Source organism: Rhodanobacter umsongensis (assembly GCF_042654965.1).
GTDB lineage: Bacteria > Pseudomonadota > Gammaproteobacteria > Xanthomonadales > Rhodanobacteraceae > Rhodanobacter > Rhodanobacter umsongensis.
Genome location: NZ_JBHSMK010000004.1, coordinates 318347 through 340092 on the forward strand (window position 1 = coordinate 318347; position 21746 = coordinate 340092).

Below are 21746 nucleotides of genomic sequence, written 5' to 3' on the forward strand. Positions count from 1 at the left end.
GCCGCGATGGCGCAGCCCCCGTTCCGTCCTGCCACCTCCCTCGCACGCAGGGGGCGCTTTTCTTTCTTCACCCAGCGGAACCGTCATGCGCAGTGATCTGATCAAGAGCGGCCCCGACCGCGCACCCGCCCGCGCCATGCTGCGCGCCACCGGCCTCGACGACGAGGCGATCGCACGGCCGCTGGTCGCGGTGGTGCACACCTGGTCGAACGTGAGTCCGTGCAACCTCAACCTGCGCGAGCTGGCGGTCGAGGCCGCGGCCGGCATCCGCGCCGCCGGCGGCACGCCGGTGGAGTTCAACACCATCGCGGTCACCGATGGCATCGCGATGGGCACGCCGGGCATGCGCTCGTCGCTGATCAGCCGCGAGGTGATCACCGACTCGATCGAGCTGGCGGTGGACGGCCACTGCCTCGATGCGATGGTGGTGCTGTGCGGCTGCGACAAGACCATCCCGGCCGCCGCGATGGCGCTGGCACGGCTGGACATCCCCGGCGTGGCGCTGTACGGCGGCAGCATCGCGCACGGCACCCACGACAACCATCCGATCACCATCCAGCAGGTGTTCGAAGCGGTCGGCGCGCACGGCGCGGGCAAGATCAGCGACGAGGAACTGACCGCGGTGGAACGCGACGCCTGTCCCGGCGCCGGCGCCTGCGGCGGCCAGTTCACCGCGAACACGATGGCGATGGTGCTGTCCACGCTGGGCCTGTCGCCGCTGGGCTACAACGACATTCCCGCCACCCACCCGGCCAAGGGCGCGGCCGCGTTCCGCTGCGGCGAGCTGGTGATGGAATGCCTGCGCGAGAACCGCACGCCGCGCGAGCTGATCACGCGCACGTCGATGCGCAACGCCGCGCGCATGGTCGCCGCCACCGCCGGCTCCACCAATGCGGTGCTGCACCTGCTGGCGATCGCGCGCGAAGCCGGCGTCGAATGGTCGCTGGAGGATTTCGAACCGGCCTCGGCGCACACCCCGGTGATCGCCGACCTGCTGCCCGGCGGCCGCTACACCGCGGTGGAATTGTTCGGCGCCGGCGGCAGCGCGCGGGTGGCGCAGGAGCTGATCGCCGCCGGCATGCTGGAAAACACGCCCACCGTCACCGGCCGCAGCCTGTTCGCCGAAGTCGCCGCCGCGCCGCGCGCCGAAGCGCAGGACGTGGTGCATCCGGTCGCCGCGCCGCTGAAACCGCGCGGCGGCTATTCGATCCTGTACGGCAACCTCGCCCCGGAAGGCTGCATCCTGAAACTTGCCGGCAAGGGCGCCACCCACTTCGAAGGCCGCGCCCGCGTGTACGAAGGCGAGGAGCAGGCGTTCGCCGCGGTGCAGGCCGGCGACATCGCCAAGGGCGACGTCATCGTGATCCGCAACGAAGGCCCCGCCGGCGGCCCCGGCATGCGCGAGATGCTCGGCGTCACCGCCGCGCTGATCGGCCGCGGCCTAGGCGACGACGTGGCGCTGATCACCGATGGCCGCTTCAGCGGCGCCACCCACGGCTTCATGGTCGGCCACATCGCGCCGGAAGCCGCACGCGGCGGGCCGATCGCGCTGCTGCATGAGGGCGACCGCATCGTGATCGACGCCGCACGCCGGGAGATCGCCACCGACGCCGACCTCGCCGCACGCCGCGCCGGCTGGCAACCGCCTGCACCGAAGGTCAGCCGCGGCGCGCTGGCCAAGTACGCGCTGCTGGTCGGCTCCGCTTCCGACGGCGCCACCACCCATCCCGACACCACCGTCTCCACACCCAAGCACATCCATACCGAATCCAACCAGGGAGTCACCGCATGAGCAGCAACAACACCCTCGCCCAATCCCGCATCGCCGTGCTCGGCTACGGCAGCCAGGGCCGCGCGCACGCGCTGAACCTGCGCGATTCCGGCCTCGACGTGGTGGTCGGCCTGCGCCCGAACGGGCCGACCTGGCACAAGGCGAAAGCCGACGGCTTCAAGGTGGCCGAGCCAGCCGAAGCGGTGAAGGGCGCCGACCTGGTCGCCGTGCTGACGCCGGACATGGTGCAACCGACGCTGTACCGGGAGTCGATCGAGCCGAACATCAAGCCCGGCGCGGCACTCTTGTTCGCGCACGGCTTCAACGTGCATTTCAAGCAGATCGAACCGCGCGCCGACATCGACGTGATCCTGGTCGCGCCGAAGGGCCCCGGCGCGCTGGTGCGCAGCGAGTACGAGCGCGGCCGCGGCGTGCCGTGCATCTGGGCGGTGCACCAGGACGTCAGCGGCCAGGCCGAGGCGAAGACGAAAGGTTACGCCGACGGCATCGGCGGCGGCCGCGCCATGATCATCCAGACCGACTTCAAGGAAGAGACCGAGACCGACCTGTTCGGCGAGCAGGCGGTGCTGTGCGGCGGCGCCAGCGAGCTGGTGCTCAAGGGTTTCGAGACCCTGGTGGAAGCCGGCTACCAGCCGGAGATCGCCTACTACGAGGTGATGCACGAGCTGAAGCTGATCGTCGACCTGTTCTACGAGGGCGGCCTGGCCAAGATGCTGCAGTTCGTCTCCGAGACCGCGCAGTACGGCGACTACGTCAGCGGCCCGCGCATCGTCGACGCCGGCACCAAGGCGCGCATGAAGGAGGTGCTCACCGATATCCAGGACGGCACCTTCGCGCGCAACTGGATCGCCGAATACCAGGCCGGCCTGCCGAACTACAAGCGCCTGAAGCAGGCGGATCTCGAGCATCCGATCGAGGTCGTAGGCGCGAAATTGCGGGCGCGGATGCCATGGCTGCAGCCGACCACCGCCGCGGCGGCAGCTGCCGCTCCGTCGCTCAAGAAGGTTGGCTGAGCGCCGCGCTTGAGACCTCTCCCCCGCGCTGCGGAGGAGAGGTCGTTTGCTCCCCCGCACCGTTGAAGGATTCTGTAGTGAATGCGCAACCACTGAAAGCCGAAACCACCACAGACCGGCATCCGCTTGCCGGCCAGGCGATGAGCGGCGCCGAAGTGATCGTGCAGGTGCTCGCCGACGAGGGCGTCGGCGTGATGTTCGGCTATTCCGGCGGCGCGATCCTGCCGGTGTACGACGCGGTATTCCGCTACAACGCCGAGCACCCGCGCGCCGACGGCGGCGAAGCGATGCCGCTGGTGGTGCCGGCCAACGAGCAGGGTGCGGGCTTCATGGCGGCGGGCTACGCGCGTGCGTCCGGCAAGGTCGGCGTGGCCATCGTCACCTCCGGCCCCGGCGCCACCAACATGGTCACGCCGGTGCGCGACTCGATGGCCGACTCGGTCCCGCTGGTGGTGATCTGCGGCCAGGTCGGCACCGCGGCGATCGGCAGCGACGCGTTCCAGGAGGCGCCGATCAGCAACATCATGGGCGCCTGCGCCAAGCACGTGTTCCTGGTCACCGATGCGGCGCAGCTGGAAGCGACCGTGCGCACCGCGTTCACCCTCGCCCGCAGCGGCCGGCCCGGGCCGGTGGTGGTGGACGTGCCGAAGGACGTGCAGAACACCGCGCTGTCGTTCCGCGGCGCCGGCGAGCTGGCGTTGAGCGGCTACCGCACGCGGCTGCGTGCGGTGGAACAGGCGACGCTGAGCGACGCCGATTGCGCGACGTTCTTCCACGCGCTGATGCAGGCGCGGCGCCCGCTGATCTATGCCGGCGGCGGCGTGATCGCCGCGGAGGCATCCGCGGCGTTGCGCGCGTTCGTCGATGCATTCGGCCTGCCGGTCACCACCACCCTGATGGGCCTGGGCGGTTTCGACAGCACCGATCCGCTGGCCCTGCACCTGCTCGGCATGCACGGCACCGCCTACGCGAACTACGCGGTGGAGGACTGCGACTTCGTGCTGGCGCTGGGCGCGCGCTTCGACGATCGCGTGGCCGGCGTGCCGCACAAGTTCGCGCCGCGCGCGAAGTTCATCGCGCAGATCGACATCGACCCGTCCGAGATCGGCAAGGTGAAGCCGGTCGGCTGGCACCACATCGGCCCGCTGCAACGCGCACTGGAACGGCTTGCCGCCTGGGGCCGCGCGCACGGGTTCAAGCCGCAACTCGCCGAGTGGCATGCGCACGTGGCGGAACTGAAGCGCGCGCACGCGATGAACTACGACCGCGAAAGCGCGCTGATCCAGCCGTACGCGGTGCTGGAAGCGATCAACCGCCGCACCCGCGGCCGCGCGATCATCAGCACCGGCGTCGGCCAGCACCAGATGTGGGCGGCGCAGTATTTCGACTTCCGCGCGCCGCGGCATTGGCTCACCTCCGGTTCGATGGGCACGATGGGTTTCGGTCTGCCCGCGGCGATCGGCGCACAGTTCGCGTACCGCGACAAGCTGGTGATCGACATCGACGGCGACGCCAGCATCCGCATGAACATCGGCGAGCTGGAAACCGTCACCACCTACGGCCTGCCGCTGAAGATCGTGGTGCTCAACAACGTCGGCGACGGCATGGTGCGGCAGTGGCAGAAGCTGTACTTCAAGGGCCGCTTCGCCGCGTCCGACAAGAGCCTGCACAAGAAGGACTTCGTGCGCGCCGCGCAGGCCGACGGATTCGAATGGGCGCGGCGACTGGACCGCGTGGACGAGCTGGAAACGACGATTGCCGACTTCCTCGCCTTCGACGGCCCCGCCTTCCTCGAAGTGATGATCGACCCGGATGCCGGCGTGTACCCGATGGTCGGCCCCGGGGCCAGCTACGCACAGATGATCACCGGCGATTTCATCGCCTCGCGCGCGGCGCCCGCCGCGCACGAGGCGACCACCCCGCACATGTTCTAGGAGACCGCCACCATGCAGCACACCCTGTCCATCCTGTTGCAGAACGAGTCCGGCGCGCTGGTGCGCGTGGCCGGGCTGTTCGCCGCGCGTGGCTACAACATCGACACGCTGACCGTTGCCGCCACGCATGACCCGGCGGTGTCGCGCCTGACCCTGAGCCTGCAATGCGACGACGACGCGCTCGGCCAGATCCTGCAGCAGACGCGCAAGCTGGTCGACGTGCTGCAGGTGGCGCATCCGGCGACGGCTCTCGCTGCATGAATGCCGTTGCGCAGCAGCTCACCGACGGCGATGCGATGGCGCACGGCGACCTGCTGGCACAGATCCGCGCCGCGCGCGTCTACGAGGTGGCGCACGAATCGGCACTGGAAACGGCACCGCTGCTCGGTGCGCGGCTGGGCCAGCGCGTGCTGCTCAAGCGCGAGGACCAGCAACCGGTGTTCTCGTTCAAGCTGCGCGGTGCGTACAACCGCATGGTGCAGCTGGATGCGGCACAGCGCGCGCGTGGCGTGATCGCCGCCTCCGCCGGCAACCATGCGCAAGGCGTGGCGCTGGCCGCTGCGAAGCTGGGCATCCGCGCCACCATCGTGATGCCGGTGACCGCACCCCAGCTGAAGGTGGACGCGGTGCGCCGCTTCGGCGGCGCGATGGTGGACATCGTGCTGGCCGGCGATTCCTACAGCGACGCACAGGCAGCGGCCGCCCAGTTGCAAGCCGCACATGGCGCCGTGTTCGTGCACCCGTTCGACGACCCGGCGGTGATCGCCGGCCAGGGCACCGTCGCGCTGGAGATCCTGCGCCAGCATCCCGGCCCGCTGCAGGCGGTGTTCGTGCCGGTCGGCGGCGGCGGCCTGCTCGCCGGCGTGGCCGCATGCATCAAGGCGCTGCGGCCCGAAATTCTGGTGATCGGCGTGCAGGCGGCGGATTCGGACGCGATGGCGCGCTCGCTCGACGCCGGCGAGCGCGTCGTGCTGGACGAGGTCGGCCTGTTCGCCGACGGCACCGCGGTGAAGCAGGTCGGCGCGCTCACTTTCGCGCTGTGCCGGCAGCACGTGGACGCGATGCTGCGGGTGGACACCGACGCGATCTGCGCCGCGATCCGCGACATCTACCAGGACACCCGCAGCGTGCCGGAACCGTCCGGCGCGCTGGCGCTGGCCGGACTGAAGCAGTACGTTGCCACGCACGGCGCCGGCGATGGCGCGCTGGTGGCGATCGTCTCCGGCGCGAACATGAATTTCGACCGCCTGCGCTTCGTCGCCGAACGCGCCGAGGTCGGCGAGCAGCGCGAGGCAGTGTTCGCGGTGACCATCCCGGAGGAGCGCGGCAGCTTCCGCCGCTTCTGCGCCGCGCTGGGCCGGCACGCCATCACCGAGTTCAACTACCGCATCGGCGACGCGCGCCACGCGCATCTCTTCGTCGGCGTGCAGATCGCCAGCCGCGACGGGCGCGAGGCGCTGGCCGCTGCGTTCCGCGCGCAGCAGTTCGACGTGCTCGACCTCACCGACGACGAGCTGGCCAAGCTGCACCTGCGCCACATGATCGGCGGCCGCTCGCCGCTGGCGCAGGACGAGCTGCTGTACCGCTTCGAATTTCCCGAACGCCCCGGCGCACTGACCTGCTTCCTCGGCCAGCTGCACCCGGACTGGAACGTCAGCCTGTTCCATTACCGCAACCATGGCGCCGACCACGGCCGCATCCTGGTCGGCATCCAGGTGCCGCCGCACGAGCGCGCGCTGTTCCAGCCCTTCCTCGAATCACTGGGCTATCCGCACGTCGATGAAAGCAGGCATCCCGCCTACCGGCTGCTGCTGCAGCACTGACCGGCTCAGAACAGGTCGATGCTGCCGGGCGCCATCGCCTGGGTCAGCAGGCCCTGGGCAGCCAGGCTCTCATAGCCATGGATGCGGTCGCGGCCGTGCTTCTTGGCGAAGTACAGCGCCTTGTCGGCGCGATCCAGCACCGTGGCCGGGTAGTCGTTGTGGCCGATGCGCGCGTAGCCGATGCTGACGGTGATGTGCTCGACCTGAGGAAAGATCTGCTCGGCGATGCGTCGGCGGAAACGCTCCAGCGCCGCATGCACGGTCGATTCGGCACTGGCACGCAGCAGCACCACGAACTCTTCGCCGCCGAAGCGGAACAGCACGTCGGCATGACGGAAGCTGGCGCGCATCTGCTGCGCCAGCAGCAGGATCACCTCGTCGCCGTAGATGTGTCCGTAGCTGTCGTTGATGCGCTTGAAATGATCGATGTCGAGAATGGCCAGCCACACCTGCGGCGCCGCCGCCGGCATTCCGTCCGTCGTGTCTAGCCCGCTCAACAGGCGCTGCAGGTGGCGCTCGAATGTGCGCCGGTTGTACAGGCCGGTCAGCTTGTCGCGCTCGCTCTCGTTGAGCAGGGCGGTGTAATTGGCGTAGATGCGGGCAAAGCCTTCCACCAGCGGCCGCGTGGCGCTCGACGGCGCTTCGCTGTCGAGCTGCAGGGCGCCGATCGCGTGACCATCGCAGAGGATCGGTACCACCAGTCGATGCATGCCCGGGCCGATGATCTGCGCCAGCACCTCCGGCTGCCCGATGCATTGCCGCATCGAGGCGAACGCGAGATCACGCTCAGCCGGCTTGATCACCCGCAGCTCGTAATGACCCTGCGCGTCGGGCGCGCAATGCACCACGCTTTCCAGCTCGCCGCCGCCGTCGACGGCGCGCTTGGCCAGCGATACGCTGCGTGCCGAAGCCAGTTCGGCCAGCGACAACGCCAGGCTGTGATCTAGCGCATCGACGTCGCGGTGATGGGTGAACGCGGCCACCGAATCGAGCAAGCGCGAATGGGCCAGTATGCCGGCGGCATTCGTCGGGGGTGGCGCGCGCAACACCGGCACGGTGCCCGCCACCGGCTCGGCATGCGGTGGCGTGGGGTAGTCACGGGTGGTTTCGCACTGGACCATTGGTATTCCGGATGGCGTCGACGTCCCCGTCGGCGCCCCATGCATGGAACTGCCCGATCGGGCACTCCTGTCAGCGTATCGGCCTTGCCGATACAAGCTTTAGCACGGCCGCTGGATGGCTCCGGAGGATGCCGGCGACGCGGCGGCCGCGGGCGGAACGTGTCGTGGTCGACGCTATCGCGGCGGCATCCGCGGGCGTGCCATCGGCTGCGGCCGCTCACGCTAAACTCGGCCGATGGCCACCTCGCGTAAACGCCAACCCCGCAAGCCCACCCCTTCGCCCGCCACGCGGCCGCGGCCGGGCGCCCCGAAGCCCATCGCCAAAAGCCTGGCCGGACCGGCCGACAGCTCCACCCGCGCCACCCGGATACTGGCCTGGCTGCTGCGCAAGCTGCCGGAGCAGCAGCGCCGGAAGGCGCTGGACTACCTGGTGCTGACCCGCATGGATCGCCCCATCGGCGCACTGTTGTTGCTGTGGCCGACGTGGTGGGCGCTATGGCTGGCCGCTGGCGATTTTCCGCCGTGGAAGCCGCTGATCATCTTCACCCTGGGCGTGTTCGCGATGCGTGCGGCGGGCTGCGCGATCAACGACTACGCCGATCGCAAGCTCGATCCGCAGGTGGCGCGCACCGCCGGCCGGCCGATCGCGGCGGGACGGGTGACGCCGCGCGAAGCGCTGGCCGTGTTCGCCGCGCTGCTCGCGTTCGCCTTCGTGCTGGTGCTGTTCACCAACCGCCTGACCATCGAGCTGTCGTTCGCCGGCGCCCTGCTGGCGGCCCTGTATCCCTTCACCAAGCGCACCACCTACATGCCGCAGGTGGTGCTCGGCGCCGCGTTCGGCTGGTCGATTCCGATGGCGTTCGCGGCGGTGATGAACACCGTGCCGCCGGTGGGCTGGCTGCTGTTCATCGGCAACATCATCTGGTCGGTGATCTACGACACCGAGTACGCGATGGTCGACCGCGAGGACGACATCAAGGCCGGCGCCAAATCCACCGCGGTGCTGTTCGGCGACGCCGACCTGCCGATCCTGGGTGTACTGATGGGCACGTTCCTGCTGACCATGCTGTTCGTCGGCCAGCGCGCCGCGCTGGGGTGGCCGTACTGGCTGGGCCTGCTGATCGCCGCCGGGCTGTTCGGCTATCAGCACTGGCTGATTCGCGACCGGCTGCGCGGCGCGTGCCTTGCCGCGTTCCGCCACAACAACTGGCTCGGCCTGGTGGTGTGGATCGGCATGGTGCTGGCGCTGGCGCTGCGCTGAACGTCAGCCGCGCGGCGACGGCGCCCGCGCCAGCGACCACACATCCACCCGCGCCACCCCCGCGCGCCTCAGCACGCGGGCGCATTCGGCCAGGGTGGCGCCGGTGGTCATCACGTCGTCGAGGATCGCCACATGCGCGGGTGGCGTCGCGCCCTCGCGCAGGGCAAAGGCGCCATGCACATTGCGGCGGCGGGCGGTGGCGTCCAGTTCGGTCTGCGCCGTGGTGGGGCGACGGCGCAGCAGCAAGTCGTGGCGCAACGGCACGCCGGCCGCGCGCGCCAGCGGGCGGGCCAGTTCCAGTGCCTGGTTGTAGCCGCGCCGACGCAGCCGGCTGCGATGCAGCGGTACGCTCAGCAGCAGTTGCGGCAGCCTGATCGGGCATGGCTCGCGCAGCCACAGCATCGACAACACCCGACCGGCGGCGAGATCGGCGCCGAACTTGTAGCGCGACTCCAGCCGGTCCAGCGGCCAGCCATAGCGGAACGGCGCCCACGCCGCGTCCCACGGTGGGGCGCGGCGCTGGCATTCGCCGCACAATGCCGCCGCTGTCGCCAGCGGCAGGGCGCAGCGCGCGCAACAACTGCGGTTGCGCGGCAGTTCGGCCGCGCAGTCGGCGCACAGGTCGATGCCGTCGGCGCCGCGGGCCCCGCACAGCAGGCAGCGCAGGGGCAGCATGAAGCGCTGCAGCCGCTGCCACGAACTGACCAGCGCGTCCATGCCGATGCCGCCCTCAGCGCTTCGGCTTGAACAGTGCGGCGTCGAGAATCGACCACAAGTGGATCAGCCAGCCCAGCATCACGATCCACAGCGCGGCAGCCAGCACGAACATGATGATCGCCATCAGCAATCTTCCCTGCACCAGCTGGCCCAGCCCCGGGATGAAGAAACTGCAGATGGCCGCCAGCACGTTGCCGCTGCTGCCCTGTCCTTCGCTCATGGATGATCCGCCCAGTTTGTGCCGACAAGAAGGCGATGGTAGCGGCAGCGCCGCGCACGTGCGCGCGTCAACCGCGACGAGCCGGATCGGGTTGACACCTCGCGGGACCGCTTCCACACTCCCCCGCTTTGCCCGAGGAGCATCCGTTTCATGGTCGACACCGCCATCCGTCACGACTGGAGCCGCGCCGACGTGGTTGCGCTGTTCGCGCTGCCGTTCAACGAGCTGCTGCATCGGGCGCACTCGCTCCACCGGCAGCATCACGATCCCGACGCGGTGCAGGTATCGACCCTGCTGTCGATCAAGACCGGTGGTTGCCCGGAAGACTGCGCGTACTGCCCGCAGGCGGCACGTTACGACACCGGCGTGCAGGCGCAGAAGCTGATGAGCGTGGAAGCGGTGCTGGAACAGGCGCAGGCGGCGCGTGATGCCGGCGCCAGCCGCTTCTGCATGGGCGCGGCATGGCGCGGGCCGAAGGATCGCGACGTGCTGAAGGTGGCCGAGATCGTGCGCGCGGTGAAATCGCTGGGCCTGGAAACCTGCGCCACGCTGGGCATGCTGAGCGGGCCGCAGGCCGCGACGTTGAAAGCGGCCGGGCTCGACTATTACAACCACAACCTCGACACCGCGCCGGAGTTCTACGGCGAGGTGATCCACACCCGCCAGTACCAGGATCGCCTCGATACGCTGGCGCACGTGCGCCAGGCCGGCATGAAGACCTGCTGCGGCGGCATCGTCGGCATGGGCGAATCGCGCGACCAGCGCGCCGGACTGCTGCAGACGCTGGCCACCCTGCCCGAGCATCCACAGTCGGTGCCGATCAACCAGCTGGTACAGGTCGAGGGCACGCCCCTGAACGGCACCGCGGCGCTGGATCCGTTCGAGTTCGTGCGCACGATCGCGGTGGCGCGCCTGCTGATGCCGGCCTCGATGGTGCGGCTGTCGGCCGGCCGCCAGCAGATGGATGACGCGGTGCAGGCCCTGTGCTTCTTCGCTGGCGCCAACTCGATCTTCTACGGCGAGAAGCTGCTGACCACCGGCAACCCGGACGTGGAACACGACCGCGCACTGTTCCGCCGGCTCGACCTGCACCCGCTGCAGGTGATCGAGGAGGCCAGCACCGCACATGCGAGTATCCTCGATCACGCCGACGCGAACGGAGGTTGCGGCTCGAACTGTGGCTGCGGTGTCGCGGCATGAAGCTCCCTCTCTCCCAGTCGCGCCTGGGAGAGAGGATTGGGCGAGGCGGTAAATCTTTTCGCCCTTGCCTTCGATGAGTGGCCAACATGCAAAAGCTCCCCCTCACCCCGACCCTCTCTCCCAACGGCGACGCCGCGGGCGGCGGGAGCGCATGGCGGGCCGATCTTATCGGCCGTCTGGCCGTCCAGACATCCGAACGTGGCCGGGAGCAACTGTTGCGCCGGGTGCGCACGATCGACCGCGCCGATGGGCCCTGGCTCGACGTCGGCAACGGACGGCTGCTGTCATTCTGCGGCAACGATTACCTCGGACTGGCGCAACACCCGCAGCTGGTTGCGGCACTTGCCCGCGCCGCGCGCGAACAGGGCGTGGGCAGCACCTCGGCCCATCTGATCTGCGGTCACCGCACCGGGCATGCCGAGCTGGAGGAGGCGCTGGCCGCATGGACCGGACGCGAGCGCGCACTGCTGTTCCCGGCCGGTTACATGGCCAACCTCGGCGTGCTGCAGGCCTTGCTCGCGCGCGGTGACATCTGCGTCCAGGACAAACTCAACCATGCCTGCCTGCTCGATGGCGCGAAACTTGGCGGGGCCGAGCTGAAGCGCTATCCGCACGCCGACGTGGCCGCGGCAGCACGGCAACTGGCATCGCGCGCCGGCGCGGCGGCGTTGCTGGCCACCGATGGCGTGTTCAGCATGGACGGCGATGTCGCGCCGCTGCGCGAACTGGCAGCCTTGTGCGCGCAGCAGCGCGCCACCTTAATGGTCGACGATGCGCACGGCCTGGGTGTGCTCGGCCCGCGCGGTGCGGGCAGCGTCAGCGGGGCCGGACTCGGCCAGGACGAAGTGCCGGTGCTGATGGCCACGCTGGGCAAGGCGCTCGGCTGCATGGGCGCATTCGTTGCCGGGCCGGCCGCGCTGATCGAGGGGTTGACCCAGTTTGCACGGCCGTACATCTACACCACCGCGATGCCGCCGGCGCTGGCGGCCGCCGCCCTGGAGGCGGTGCAACTGGCGCAGGCCGATGCCTGGCGCCGGGAAAAGCTGTTCGCGCTGGTCGCGCGCTTTCGCAGCGGCGCCGCCGAACTGGGACTGCCGCTGGCGGCGTCGGCCAGCGCGATCCAGCCATTGCTGCTGGGCAGCGCCGCGGCGGCGCTGGACGCGGCGCAGGCGCTGGAGCGGCGCGGCCTGCTGGTCAGCGCGATCCGGCCGCCGACCGTGCCGCAGGGGCGGGCCCGGTTGCGCATCACCTTGTCCGCGGCACACGAGGAAGCCCACGTCGATCGCCTGCTGGACGCGCTGGAAGCACTGCGTCTGCCGCCCGCGTCGCGGGCGGCAGCGGACGACCACGTATAATCGCCGTCTGCTTCGCCGATCTCCCCGCATGTCGATCGTCAATATTTCCGCCTACAAGTTCATCAGCCTGGACGAATTGCCTGCGCTGCGCGACCAGCTGCTCGAACGCTGCGAGTCGCTGGCGCTGAAGGGCACCATCCTGCTGGCACCCGAAGGCATCAACCTGTTCCTGGCCGGGAGTCGCGCAGCGGTCGACGGCTTCATGGCCGCCTTGCGCGAGGACGTGCGCTTCGCCGACATGGAGCCCAAGGAATCGTTGTCCGACGAGGTGCCGTTCGCACGCATGCGGGTGCGCCTGAAACGCGAAATCATCACCATGCGGCTGCCGACGATCCGCCCCGAGGGCGGCCGCGCGCCCGCGGTGGACGCATCCACGCTGCGGCGCTGGCTGGATCAAGGCCACGATGACGACGGCCGCGAAGTCGTGCTGCTGGATACCCGCAACGACTACGAGACGGACGTGGGCAAGTTCCGGCAGGCGGTCGATTACCGCATCGCCAGCTTCGCCGAATTTCCCGCGGCGATCGCCGCCGATCGCGCGCGCTACGAAGGCAGGACCATCGTGTCCTATTGCACCGGCGGCATCCGCTGCGAGAAAGCCGCGCTGCACATGCAGGACCTCGGCATGCCGCACGTCTACCAGCTCGAAGGCGGCATCCTGAAGTACCTGGAGCAGACCGGCGGCACGCACTGGCGCGGCGACTGCTTCGTGTTCGACGGGCGCGTCGCCGTGGACCGCGCGCTGACCCCGGCCGGCATCCCGATGCCTGCACCGCGCGCCAGGGGCCAGGACCCCGACGCATGAGCCTGCACGTGGAAACCCATGGCCGCGGCCCCGTGCCGTTGGTGCTGCTGCACGGCTGGGCGATGCATGGCGGCGTGCTGGCGCCGCTGATTGACGCATGGGAAGCACAGTGCACGATGTACGTGGTCGACCTGCCCGGCCACGGCTATTCGCGCGACTGCGGACTGCCGCTGGAACCGCGCGCGTGCGCTGCGGCGATTGCCGAAGTGACGCCGCCGGCGATCTGGCTTGGCTGGTCGCTGGGCGGCATCATCGCGTTGACTGCCGCGCTGGAGATGCCGCGACAGGCATGCGGCCTGGCGATGTTGTGCGCCACGCCGAAGTTCGTGCGCGATGCCGGCTGGCCGTTCGGTGCCGAGCGCAAGCTGGTGCACCAGCTCGCCACCGACCTGGAAACCGATTACCACGCCACCATCGAGCGCTTCCTCGCGCTGGAGGCGATGGGCAGCGCCGACCCCCGCGCCGAACTGCGCCATCTGCGCACCCTGGTGTTCGCCCGCGGCGAACCCGACCTGCGCGTGCTGCAGGAAGGCATCCGCATCCTCGAAACCGCCGACCACCGCGCGGCCTTGCCGGATCTGCGCGTGCCCAGCGCATGGATCAGCGGGCACCGCGACCGGCTGGTGCCGCCGCAAGCCATGCAATGGTCGGCAAGCCAGTGCGGCGGCGGCTACGAGGATATCCCGCAGGCCGGTCATGCACCGTTCTTCGGCCATGCCGACGCCGTCGCGCGGGCCTTGCAGCCACTGCTGACGTCCACCCACCCAGAGCAGGCCCGATGAGCGATTTCCAACTCGACAAGCACCAGGTGTGCCGTCATTTCGGCCGTGCCGCCAGGAGCTACGAACAGCACGACGTGCTGCAGCGCGAAGTGCAGGCTGCCACGCTCGATCGCCTGGACTTCTATACGTCCACACCGATGCGAGTGGTCGACGTGGGCGCCGGCACCGGCCGGGGCAGCGCGCAGCTCAAGCAACGCTATCCCAAGGCCGAGGTGATCGCGGTCGACCTGGCGTTGCCGATGCTGCGCGCCGCGAGGCGGCACAGCAGTTGGCTGAGGCCATTGATTCGCGTGTGCGCGGAAGCCACCGCCCTGCCGCTGGCCGATCGCAGCGTCGACGTGCTGCATTCCAACCTGTGCTTCCAGTGGGTCGACGACCTGCCTGCGCTGTTCGGTGAGTGCGTGCGCGTGCTGAAGCCCGGCGGGCTGCTGGCATTCTCGACATTCGGACCCGACACCCTGAGGGAGCTGCGCGCCGCGTGGGCCGAGGCCGATCAGCAACCGCACGTCAGCCGCTTCCTGGACATGCACGACGTCGGTGACGCCATGCTCAACGCCGGCCTGCGCGATCCGGTGCTCGACGTGTTCCGCTACACGCTGACCTACAGTGAGCCACGCAAACTGCTCGACGAGTTGCGAGGCCTGGGCGCGACCAACGCCGACCACGCACGCGAACGCGGGCTGACCGGCAAGACGCGCTACCGGCGCATGCTCGCCGCCTACGAGGCGATGCGCGTGGACGGCCGCATTCCGGCCACCTGGGAAGTTGTCAGCGCACACGCCTGGGGTCCGCCCGTGGGGCAGCCGCGACGCGGTGCCGGCGGCGGCGAGATCGCCAGCTTCTCGATCGACAGCCTGCGTGGATCGCGGCGCACGTAGGGCAGCTCTGGCGCCGCGGAAACGGACGCCTTTGTCCCGGGGATCCCTCCATCCCGCCGATGACGCTGGCTGACCGCTGTCGGCCACGGCCATGAGCGCGTCGCCGGGTGTCTCCGGCTCGCCCGGGGACGCCGCGTGGAATGGCATGGCGAGCTATCCCGGGCCTGTCCGGCGGCGCACTCGCGCCGCTCGGAAACCGCCCCGGCGGCGGCGAGCAACGCTCAGATGCGCGCCAGTCGCTCCCGGCGGCGTGCCGCCTTGCGGTCGCGTTGGCGGGCCCACCAGGCTCGGCGCCGCTCGGCCAGGCACGAGAAGATCACGTACAGCGCCGGCGTGCTGAGCAAGGTCAGGCTCTGCGAGATCAGCAGGCCACCGATCAGCGCGATGCCGAGGGGGCGGCGCAGTTCGCTGCCTTCGCCCAGGCCGATCGCGATCGGCAGGGCAGCCAGGATGGCGACCATGGTGGTCATCATGATCGGCCGGAAGCGGACGATGCAGGCTTCGCGCGCGGCCTCCAGCGGGTTCTTGCCGTGTTCGCGTTCGGCGACCAGGGCGAAGTCGATCATCATGATCGCGTTCTTCTTGACGATGCCTATCAGCAGCACCAGCGCGATCTGCGCCACCACCGACAGTTCCGTGCCGGTCAGCCACAGCGCCAGCAGCGCGCCGGCACCGGCGGCCGGCAGGGTGGACAGGATGGTGATCGGATGCACCAGGCTTTCATACAGCATGCCGAGCACGATGTAGACGGTGAGCACGGCGGCCAGGATCAGCCAGCCCATGCCGCTCTGCGTTTCCTCGAAACGACGGAAATCCCCGCCCATGTTGAGCTTGATGTCGCCCGGCATGCGCATGTTCTGCACGGTGGCCTGGATGATCGCGGTGGCCTCGCCCATGCTCACGTCGGGCGCGAGATTGAAGCTGAGATCCATCGTGGTGTACTGGTTCTGGTGGCGGATCTGCGAAGGCGCCAGCCCCGCCTGCTGGTGGGCGAACGCGGTGATCGGGATCATCTTTCCGCTGCTCGAACGCACGTAGATGCGGTTGAGCGCCGCCGGCGTGGCAGTCTGGTCGGGCAAGGCGTTGACCACCACCTTGTACTGGTTGGTGTCCGAATAGATGGTGGACACCTGGCGCTGGCCGAATGCGTCGTACAGCGCGCCGTCGATGGTGCCGATCGACACGCCCAGGCGCGCGGCCTTGTCGCGGTCGATCACGATGTTCTGGCGCAGGCCGGCTTCGTCGACGTCGGTACCCACATCCATCAGCTTGGGATTCTTCTTCAGCTCGGCCTGCAGTTTCGGCAGCCATGCCTGCAGCCCGGCCAGGTCGTTGCCCTGCAGCGATACCTGATATTGCGCGCCCTGGCTGGTGCCGCCCCCGCCGCTGGGCAGGTCCTGGACCGGGCGCAGGCGCAGGTTGAGATCCGGATAATTCGCCGCCTTGGCGCTCAGCCGCGCCAGCACGGAGAAGGTGTCGTCCTTGCGGCCATCGGCGCGGGTTTTCAGGTCGATGTTGAACGAGCCGCTGGTGCCCTGCCGGCTGCTGCCCAGGCGCGAACCCACGGTGGCCACGTCCGGGTCGGCCATCAGCATGGCGGTGAGCCGCTGCAGGCGCTGCCTGCTCTCGGCGAACGAAACGGTGGCGCTGGAGTTGGCGCGACCCCAGATCAGCCCGGTGTCCTGCGCCGGGAACAGGCCGGTCTTGACCACGCCGAACAGGTAGAACGTCGCCACGATCAGCGCCAGCGGCGTCAGCGAGAACAGCAGCGCGTGGCGCAGCGAAAAGTTGAGCGCGCGGCTGTAGACACGCAGCATGCCGGCATGGAAGTTCTCCAGTGCCATACCGAGCTTCGAGGGCGGACGCGTGATAGGCACGCGGTCGTGGTGGCCGCGCAGGAAGTGGCCGCACAGCGCCGGCGTCAAGGTCAGCGACACCGTGGCCGACACCACGATCGCGGCCACCAGCGTCACCGCGAACTCGTGCATGAACATGCCGGTCACGCCACCGGCGAACAGCAGCGGGATGAACACGGCGATCAGCGAGGCGGTGATCGAGACGATGGTGAAGCCGATCTCGCGCGCGCCGGCCAGCGTGGCCTGCATGCGCGACATGCCCTCGTCGATGTGGCGGATGATGTTCTCGATCACCACGATCGCATCGTCCACCACGAAGCCTATGGCGATCACCAGCGCCAGCAGGGTGAGGTTGTTGAGCGTGTAGCCGAGCACGTACATCACCACGAACGCGCCGGCCAGCGACAGCGGCACCGCCACCGCGGCGATCAGCGTGGGCGCCAGCCGGCGCAGGAACAGCGCCATGGTCAGGATCACCATCGCCAGCGAGATCAGCAGCGTCGCCTGCACCTCGTGCAGCGAGGCACGGATGGTCGGCGTGCCATCGAAGAACGGAGTCAGCTCGGTGCCCGGCTGCAGGTATTCGCGCAGCAACGGCAGCTGGTCCTTGACCAGGTCCACCGTGGCGATGACGTTCGCGTCGGCCTTCCTGTAGACGTACATCAGCACGGCCGGCTTGCCGCGGAACCAGGCCGCCTGGTACGCATCCTGCTGGCCGGCGTAGACCTTCGCCACGTCGGACAGCCGCACCGGCGTACCGTCGTGGCTGGCGACCACCAGCTGGGCGAAATCATCCGCGCTGAGCAGTTGCGTGGTGGCACTGATCGACATGGTGGTCTTGCCGTTGGACAGGAAGCCCTCCGGCGACGTCACGTTGGCCGCGCTCAGCGCATTGCGCAGCTGGTCCGGCGACAGGCCCATCGCGTTCAGCGCGCGCAGGTTCACGTCGACGCGGATCGCCGGCGTGGCCGCACCGGCGATCTCCACCGACGACACGCCAGGCTGCTGGCGCAGCCGCTGCGCCAGCAGCGAGTCGGCAGCGTTGTAGAGGTCGGCGGCGGACTGGGTGTCCGAGGTCAGCGCCAGCGCGATGATCGGGTCGTCGTTCGGGTTGGCCTTCTCATAACTCGGCGCGCCGTTGAGGCCGCTGGGCAGGTCCGGCGCCGCCGCGTTGATCGCCGCCTGCACGTCGCGCGCGGCCGCGTCCAGATCGGTGCCGGTCTGGAACATCATGAACACGAACGTGCTGCCTTCGGAGCTGGAAGAGCGCATGGTGTCGATGCCTGGCACCTGGCCCAGGTGCCGCTCCAGCGGCGCGGCCACGGTCGAGGCCATGGTGCTGGCGTCCGCGCCGGCCTGGCTGGCCTGCACGAAGATCGCCGGGAACTGCATGTTCGGCAGCGCCGCCACACCAAGCAGGGCGTAACAGATCATGCCGACCGCGAACAGCCCGATCGCCAGCAGCGACGTGCCGATCGGACGGCGGATGAAGGTGCCGGAGATGTTCATGGGGTCGACGCGGGCGGGAAGCGCGGAGCGGGCGGGCGGCGGGCGGGAAGTGGACGGATCATCCCACCCTCAACGTCCGAGTCGCGAAAAGGTTGATCGGCTGGCTGCGCCCGGGCAGCAACCCTTCCCTACCTGCGCAGGGAAGGCGGCCATGCTCCGTTCAATCATTTCCGTTCTGCTGCGGGACGACGCCGGAAGGAAGTGCTTGTGACCGGCCAGCCGGGCGCGGCGGCTCACACCGCGCCGTCTGCCCGGGCCCGGATCAACGCACGCTGTTCGCGGCGCACGGCCAGCCAGTCGGAGAAACGCTCCATGTACAGGTAGATCACCGGCGTGGTGTACAACGTGACCAGCTGCGACAGCAGCAGGCCGCCCACGATCGACACGCCCAGCGGACGGCGCAGCTCGGCACCGATGCCGTTACCCAGCGCAAGCGGCAGCGCGCCGAGCATGGCCGCGGCGGTGGTCATCATGATCGGCCGGAAGCGCAACAGGCAGGCGCGGCGGATCGCGTCGCGCGCGTTCATGCCGGTGCGGCGTGCCTCGATCGCGAAGTCGATCATCATGATCGCGTTCTTCTTGACGATGCCTATCAGCAGCACGATGCCGACGATGCCATCCACCGACAAACTCATGCCGCACAGGATCAGCGCCAGCAGCGCGCCGACGCCGGCGGGCGGCAGGGTGGAGATGATCGTCAGCGGGTGGATGTAGCTCTCGTACAGCACACCCAGCACGATGTAGATCACCACGATCGCGGCCAGCAGCAGCAGCACTTCGTCGCCCAGCGAGGAGGTGAACTCGGCGGCCTTGCCGACGAATTCGCCGCGCACCTGCGGCGGGAAGTTCAGCTGCGCCTCGACCTCGTGGATCGCCGACACCGCATCGGACAACGAGTAGCCCTGCGCCACGTTGAACGCCAGCGTCACCGCCGGCAGCTGCTGCTGGTGGCTGACCACCAGCGGCGCGCTGGTGACCTGCGCACTGACCAGCGAGGACAGCGGGATGGTGCCGCCGCCACCGAGCTGGAAGCCCACGTTGCCGCTGTTGCCGATACCCGATGGCGTCGCCGAATTGCTCGATTTCAACTGGCCGAAGCTGGTCGCATCGCTGCCGGTCAGCGCGCCGTTGCCGTTGCCGCGCACGGTCAGCTTGTTCAGCAGGTCGTCACTGGAGCGGAATTCGGGCGCCACTTCCAGCACCACGCGATACTGGTTGAGCTGGGTGAAGATGGTCGAGATCTGGCGCTGGCCGAACGCGTCGTACAAGGTGTCATCGATGCTCTGCACCGGCACGCCGAGGCGGCTGGCCTTCTCGCGGTCGATGGTCAGTTTCAGCGCGTTGCCGTTGTCGGCCAGGTTGTTGTCGACATCGGACAGCTCCGGCCGCTGGCGCATCGCCTGGGTCATCTGCCCCGCGTACTGGGCCAGCTCGGCCGCGTTCACGTCCGACAGCGAGTACTGGTACTCGGTGGCGGCCACGCGGCTGTCCAGCGTCACGTCCTGCACCGGCTTCAGGTACAGCGCCACGCCCGGTATGCCGGCCACCGTCCGCTGCAGGCGCGGCAGCAACGCGTCCAGGCCGTCGCGGTCGCCGCGATCCTTCAGCACGATGCTGAGCTGGCCCTGGTTGAGCGTGGGATTGATCGTGCCGGCGCCGATGAAGGCCGCCACGCCGGCCACGGCCGGATCCTTGCGCAAGGCCTCGGCGACCGCCTTGGTGCGGTCCTCCATCTGCGGGAACGCGATGTTGTCGTCGGCCTGCACCACGCCGGTGATCAGGCCGGTGTCCTGCTCGGGCAGCAGGCCCTTGGGGATCACGATGTACAGGAACACGGTGAGCACCACCGCGGCGCCGGCCACCAGCATGGTCAGCTGGCGATGGTCCAGCACCCAGTCCAGCGTGCTGGCGTAGAGGTCGACCGTGCGCGTCCACAGGTCGCGCTTGCCGCTGGCAGCTTGGCGCTCGTGGGTATCGTCGCCCGGTGGCAGCTGATCGGGCTTGAGCAGATAGGCGCACATCATCGGCGTCAGGGTCAGCGACACCAGCATCGAGATGGTCACCGCGATCGTGAGCACCCAGGCGAATTCATGGAACAGGCGGCCGGTGACGCCGGGCATCAGCAGCAGCGGCAGGAACACCGCCACCAGCGACACGGTCAGCGACAGCACGGTGAAGCCGATCTCCTTGGCGCCGAGCTCGGCCGCCTCCTTGCCGCTCTTGCCCTGCTCGATGTAGCGCACGATGTTCTCGATCATCACGATCGCATCGTCGACCACGAAACCGGTGGCCACGGTGAGCGCCATCAGCGAGAGGTTGTCCAGCGACATGCCGGTGAACGCCATCACGCCGAACGTGCCCATCAGCGACAACGGCACCGCCACCGACGGAATGATGGTGGCCCAAAGCCGGCGCAGGAACACGAAGATCACCGCCACCACCAGGAAGATGGTCAGCAGCAGGGTGAACTGCACATCGTGCACCGAGGCCTGGATGGTCACCGTGCGATCGGCGAACACGTCCAGGTGCACATCGGCCGGCAACGCGGCGCGCAGCTCGGGCAGCACCGCGCGGATCTGCGCCACTGTCTGCACGATGTTGGCGCCGGGCTGGCGGCGCACGTCCAGCAGCACCGCCGGCCGGCCGTTCGCCCACGCGGCGAGCTGGTCGTTCTCGACGCCGTCGACCACGCTGGATACGTCGGACAGCCGCACCGGCGAGTTGTTCTTGTAGCTGATGATGGTGTTCTTGTACTCGGACGCATCGGAGAGCTGATCGTTGGTGCCGATCGAGTAGCTCTGCGTCTTGCCGTTCAGCGTGCCCTTGGGTGCATTGACGTTGGCCTGGGTCAGCGCCGAACGCACGTCTTCCATGGTGAGGCCGAGGTTGGACAGCTGCGCCGGGTTCACCTGCACGCGCACCGCGGGGCGCACGTTGCCGGCGATCGAGACCAGGCCCACGCCCTGCACCTGCGACAGCTTCTGCGCGATGATCGAGTCGGCCAGGTCGTTCACCTCGCGCAGCTGGTGGCTGTCGGAAGTGAGCTTGAGGGTGAGGATCGGCGCGTCGGCCGGGTTCACGCGGTTGTACACCGGCGGATACGGCAGGTTGCCCGGCAAAGTGCCCTTGGCCTGGTTGATCGCCGCCTGCACGTCCTGCGCGGCGATGTCGATGTCGCGATCCATCGCGAACTGCAGGATGATGGTGGACAGCCCGGCGGAGGAATCCGAGCTCATCATGGTCAGGCCGGAGATCTGCCCCAGGTTGCGCTCCAGCGGCGTGGTGATCAGCGACGCCATGGTGCGGGCGCTGGCGCCGGGATACTGCGTGCTCACCACCAGGCTGGGCGCCTCGATCTCCGGCAGGGCGGACACCGGCAGTTGGCGATAGCCGAGGATGCCGAGCAGCAGCACCGCCACCATCAACAGCGAGGTGGCGATCGGCCGGCGAATGAAGAGGGTCGAGAATCCCATGGCTATC

At 69.0% G+C, this 21746-nt stretch carries 16 protein-coding genes; 11 read left to right on the forward strand and 5 right to left on the reverse strand.

The genetic code is table 11. The features are described from left to right. Positions 1–85: 85 nt before the first annotated feature. The 5 genes from ilvD to ilvA all read left to right on the forward strand — a co-directional run bounded on the left by ilvD (position 86) and on the right by ilvA (position 6562). The gene (gene ilvD / locus ACFPME_RS08790) at positions 86–1792 is read left to right on the forward strand and encodes a dihydroxy-acid dehydratase (protein WP_377304253.1); all 1707 of its coding nucleotides are present in this window, start codon (positions 86–88) and stop codon (positions 1790–1792) included. Then, entirely contained in the window at positions 1789–2805 is a 1017-nt protein-coding gene (ilvC, locus tag ACFPME_RS08795) for a ketol-acid reductoisomerase (protein ID WP_377304255.1), read from the forward strand. The genes ilvD and ilvC overlap by 4 nt, the downstream gene beginning before the upstream one ends. A 140-nt stretch (positions 2806–2945) precedes the next feature. After that, on the forward strand, positions 2946–4739 hold the full coding sequence (gene ilvB / locus ACFPME_RS08800) for a biosynthetic-type acetolactate synthase large subunit (protein WP_377304393.1): 1794 nt from the start codon (positions 2946–2948) through the stop codon (positions 4737–4739). Positions 4740–4751: 12 nt separating this feature from the next. Continuing rightward, positions 4752–5000, forward strand: coding sequence for an acetolactate synthase small subunit (gene ilvN / locus ACFPME_RS08805; RefSeq protein WP_377304257.1), 249 nt, complete (start codon positions 4752–4754; stop codon positions 4998–5000). After that, complete coding sequence (ilvA, locus tag ACFPME_RS08810) at positions 4997–6562, forward strand: threonine ammonia-lyase, biosynthetic (RefSeq protein ID WP_377304259.1); 1566 nt, start codon at positions 4997–4999, stop codon at positions 6560–6562. The genes ilvN and ilvA overlap by 4 nt, the downstream gene beginning before the upstream one ends. A 5-nt stretch (positions 6563–6567) precedes the next feature. Here the strand turns inward: ilvA and ACFPME_RS08815 are convergent, their stop codons facing one another. Beyond that, positions 6568–7683, reverse strand: a complete 1116-nt coding sequence (locus tag ACFPME_RS08815; RefSeq protein ID WP_377304261.1) for a GGDEF domain-containing protein — start codon at positions 7681–7683, stop codon at positions 6568–6570. Positions 7684–8050: 367 nt separating this feature from the next. On the opposite strand from ACFPME_RS08815, the gene ubiA reads away from it, so the two are divergent. Next, complete coding sequence (ubiA, locus tag ACFPME_RS08820; RefSeq protein WP_377304395.1) at positions 8051–8944, forward strand: 4-hydroxybenzoate octaprenyltransferase; 894 nt, start codon at positions 8051–8053, stop codon at positions 8942–8944. Positions 8945–8947: 3 nt separating this feature from the next. On the opposite strand, the gene ACFPME_RS08825 is transcribed toward ubiA, so the two are convergent. Both ACFPME_RS08825 and ACFPME_RS08830 read right to left on the reverse strand, forming a co-directional pair. Beyond that, positions 8948–9661 (reverse strand): ComF family protein, encoded by a 714-nt coding sequence (locus tag ACFPME_RS08825; protein WP_377304263.1) that lies wholly within the window; start codon positions 9659–9661, stop codon positions 8948–8950. Between the two features lie 13 nt (positions 9662–9674). Continuing rightward, entirely contained in the window at positions 9675–9881 is a 207-nt protein-coding gene (locus ACFPME_RS08830) for a hypothetical protein (RefSeq protein WP_377304265.1), read from the reverse strand. A gap of 150 nt (positions 9882–10031) precedes the next feature. On the opposite strand from ACFPME_RS08830, the gene bioB reads away from it, so the two are divergent. The 5 genes from bioB (at position 10032) to bioC (ending at position 14901) form a co-directional block, all read left to right on the forward strand. Further along, a complete protein-coding gene (gene bioB / locus ACFPME_RS08835; protein WP_377304267.1) occupies positions 10032–11081 on the forward strand; it encodes a biotin synthase BioB in 1050 nt (349 codons plus the stop codon). A gap of 86 nt (positions 11082–11167) precedes the next feature. After that, positions 11168–12436, forward strand: coding sequence for an 8-amino-7-oxononanoate synthase (gene bioF, locus ACFPME_RS08840; protein ID WP_377304269.1), 1269 nt, complete (start codon positions 11168–11170; stop codon positions 12434–12436). A gap of 28 nt (positions 12437–12464) precedes the next feature. Further along, positions 12465–13241: a sulfurtransferase gene (locus ACFPME_RS08845; protein WP_377304272.1), complete on the forward strand. Its 777-nt coding sequence runs from the start codon at positions 12465–12467 to the stop codon at positions 13239–13241. Then, positions 13238–14023: a pimeloyl-ACP methyl ester esterase BioH gene (gene bioH / locus ACFPME_RS08850; protein ID WP_377304274.1), complete on the forward strand. Its 786-nt coding sequence runs from the start codon at positions 13238–13240 to the stop codon at positions 14021–14023. The genes ACFPME_RS08845 and bioH overlap by 4 nt, the downstream gene beginning before the upstream one ends. Then, a complete protein-coding gene (bioC, locus tag ACFPME_RS08855; RefSeq protein WP_377304276.1) occupies positions 14020–14901 on the forward strand; it encodes a malonyl-ACP O-methyltransferase BioC in 882 nt (293 codons plus the stop codon). Before bioH ends, bioC begins: the two co-directional genes overlap by 4 nt. A gap of 221 nt (positions 14902–15122) precedes the next feature. Here the strand turns inward: bioC and ACFPME_RS08860 are convergent, their stop codons facing one another. Both ACFPME_RS08860 and ACFPME_RS08865 read right to left on the reverse strand, forming a co-directional pair. Continuing rightward, a complete protein-coding gene (locus tag ACFPME_RS08860; RefSeq protein WP_377304278.1) occupies positions 15123–18266 on the reverse strand; it encodes an efflux RND transporter permease subunit in 3144 nt (1047 codons plus the stop codon). A 233-nt stretch (positions 18267–18499) separates the two neighbouring features. Then, on the reverse strand, positions 18500–21739 hold the full coding sequence (locus ACFPME_RS08865; protein WP_377304280.1) for an efflux RND transporter permease subunit: 3240 nt from the start codon (positions 21737–21739) through the stop codon (positions 18500–18502). Between the last annotated feature and the right edge of the window lie 7 nt (positions 21740–21746).

Excerpts from the sequence above, each read along its gene's own strand:
- ACFPME_RS08830 (WP_377304265.1), bottom strand. The coding sequence starts at position 9,881 with ATGAGCGAAGGACAGGGCAGCAGCGGCAACGTGCTGGCGGCCATCTGC.
- ilvN (WP_377304257.1), top strand. The coding sequence starts at position 4,752 with ATGCAGCACACCCTGTCCATCCTGTTGCAGAACGAGTCCGGCGCGCTG.
- bioF (WP_377304269.1), top strand. The coding sequence starts at position 11,168 with ATGCAAAAGCTCCCCCTCACCCCGACCCTCTCTCCCAACGGCGACGCC.
- ACFPME_RS08825 (WP_377304263.1), bottom strand. The coding sequence starts at position 9,661 with ATGGACGCGCTGGTCAGTTCGTGGCAGCGGCTGCAGCGCTTCATGCTG.
- ilvC (WP_377304255.1), top strand. The coding sequence starts at position 1,789 with ATGAGCAGCAACAACACCCTCGCCCAATCCCGCATCGCCGTGCTCGGC.
- ACFPME_RS08865 (WP_377304280.1), bottom strand. The coding sequence starts at position 21,739 with ATGGGATTCTCGACCCTCTTCATTCGCCGGCCGATCGCCACCTCGCTG.
- ACFPME_RS08860 (WP_377304278.1), bottom strand. The coding sequence starts at position 18,266 with ATGAACATCTCCGGCACCTTCATCCGCCGTCCGATCGGCACGTCGCTG.
- ilvD (WP_377304253.1), top strand. The coding sequence starts at position 86 with ATGCGCAGTGATCTGATCAAGAGCGGCCCCGACCGCGCACCCGCCCGC.
- bioC (WP_377304276.1), top strand. The coding sequence starts at position 14,020 with ATGAGCGATTTCCAACTCGACAAGCACCAGGTGTGCCGTCATTTCGGC.
- bioB (WP_377304267.1), top strand. The coding sequence starts at position 10,032 with ATGGTCGACACCGCCATCCGTCACGACTGGAGCCGCGCCGACGTGGTT.
- bioH (WP_377304274.1), top strand. The coding sequence starts at position 13,238 with ATGAGCCTGCACGTGGAAACCCATGGCCGCGGCCCCGTGCCGTTGGTG.
- ACFPME_RS08845 (WP_377304272.1), top strand. The coding sequence starts at position 12,465 with ATGTCGATCGTCAATATTTCCGCCTACAAGTTCATCAGCCTGGACGAA.
- ACFPME_RS08815 (WP_377304261.1), bottom strand. The coding sequence starts at position 7,683 with ATGGTCCAGTGCGAAACCACCCGTGACTACCCCACGCCACCGCATGCC.
- ilvA (WP_377304259.1), top strand. The coding sequence starts at position 4,997 with ATGAATGCCGTTGCGCAGCAGCTCACCGACGGCGATGCGATGGCGCAC.
- ilvB (WP_377304393.1), top strand. The coding sequence starts at position 2,946 with ATGAGCGGCGCCGAAGTGATCGTGCAGGTGCTCGCCGACGAGGGCGTC.